General features: G+C 53.4%; 1 protein-coding gene. It reads left to right on the forward strand.

Translation table 11 applies throughout. The features are described 5' to 3' along the window. Nucleotides 1–106: 106 nt before the first annotated feature. A complete protein-coding gene (locus FHD02_RS23945; protein WP_249935533.1) occupies nucleotides 107–1,240 on the forward strand; it encodes a DDE-type integrase/transposase/recombinase in 1,134 nt (377 codons plus the stop codon). Nucleotides 1,241–1,296: the final 56 nt, after the last annotated feature.

A 1,296-nucleotide genomic window follows, 5' to 3' on the forward strand; every position in this document is an offset into this window, starting at 1 on the left:
GGTATGAACCGGAAACATGGGTAACACTTTAGACCGGATACATGGGTAACAGTTATAACTGGCATAGAAGAGGAGACTCGCTATGCCCTGGACTGAGACCCGACCTATGCAACGCCTCGATTTTATCCGTGCCTGCCATGCAGGTACGGACTCTTTCTCCGCTCTTTGCCGTCTCTTCGGCATCAGTCGAAAAACCGGTTACAAATGGCTTCAGCGTTTTGACCCCTCTGACCTGTCATCTCTCTCTGACCGGTCGCGTGTTCCGCACTCCCACTCCCGGACAGTTCCTGATTATATCGCTGCACAACTTACGGCCCTGAGGCAAAAACACCCGGACTGGGGCCCTAAAAAACTGCGGATGTGGATGCTCAACCATCATGTCGATTTTACCGTACCTGCTGCCAGCACTATCGGCGATATTCTCAAGCGCGAAGGCCTGGTTCCGGATAAAAAGCGGAAACGCAGAACCCCGGGCAATCGCCAGCCCCTGACGACCATCAGCGAGAACAATCAGGTCTGGAGCGCTGATTTTAAAGGCAAGTTCAGGCTGCTGAGCAGAGAGTACTGCCATCCCTTCACCCTGACCGACAATCACAGCCGGTATCTTCTGAGCTGCCGGGGAACAGACCGGGAGAGCGAACCCTTCGTCAGAAAGTGCCTGACAGATGCCTTCCTGGAATACGGTCTGCCGGAAGTACTCAGAACCGATAATGGTCAGCCCTTCGCGGGAACAGGGATAGCCGGATTAAGTCGTCTTGCCGTCTGGCTAATCAAGCTGGGCATCAGGCCGGAGCGTATCAGAAAGGGGCATCCGGAAGAAAATGGCCGTCATGAGCGAATGCACCGCTCGCTGAAAAGTGCGGTGAAACAGGGCAACACCTTCATGACGATGGAAGAACAACAGCGGTGGTTCAGTGACTACCGGGAAGAATTTAACCACGAAAGGCCGCATGAAGCCCTGGCGGGTGCAACGCCCGGAACGGTATGGCAACCCTCGAACCGACACTGGGATGGCCGTGTTCCTGAATATGCTTATCCGGAAGGAGGTACGGTTTACAGGGTGAAATCGAGGGGGACACTCTATATGGGGAAAAAGGGGACGGTATTCCTGAGTGAAGCGCTGACTGGCGAATACATCATGCTGGAAGAACAGGATGATGGCCTTGAGGCCATCATCTTTAATGGAATAACACTTGCGTACTACGACCGAAAAACCGAGAGTGTGCTCCGGATAGACTGAAAAGTGTTACCTATGTTCCCGGTCTGATCTGTCACCTATGTATCCGGTCATACACT

It is taken from the genome of Citrobacter sp. EC_71, assembly GCF_019584005.1.
In the GTDB taxonomy this organism is placed as follows: Bacteria; Pseudomonadota; Gammaproteobacteria; order Enterobacterales; family Enterobacteriaceae; genus Citrobacter; species Citrobacter werkmanii.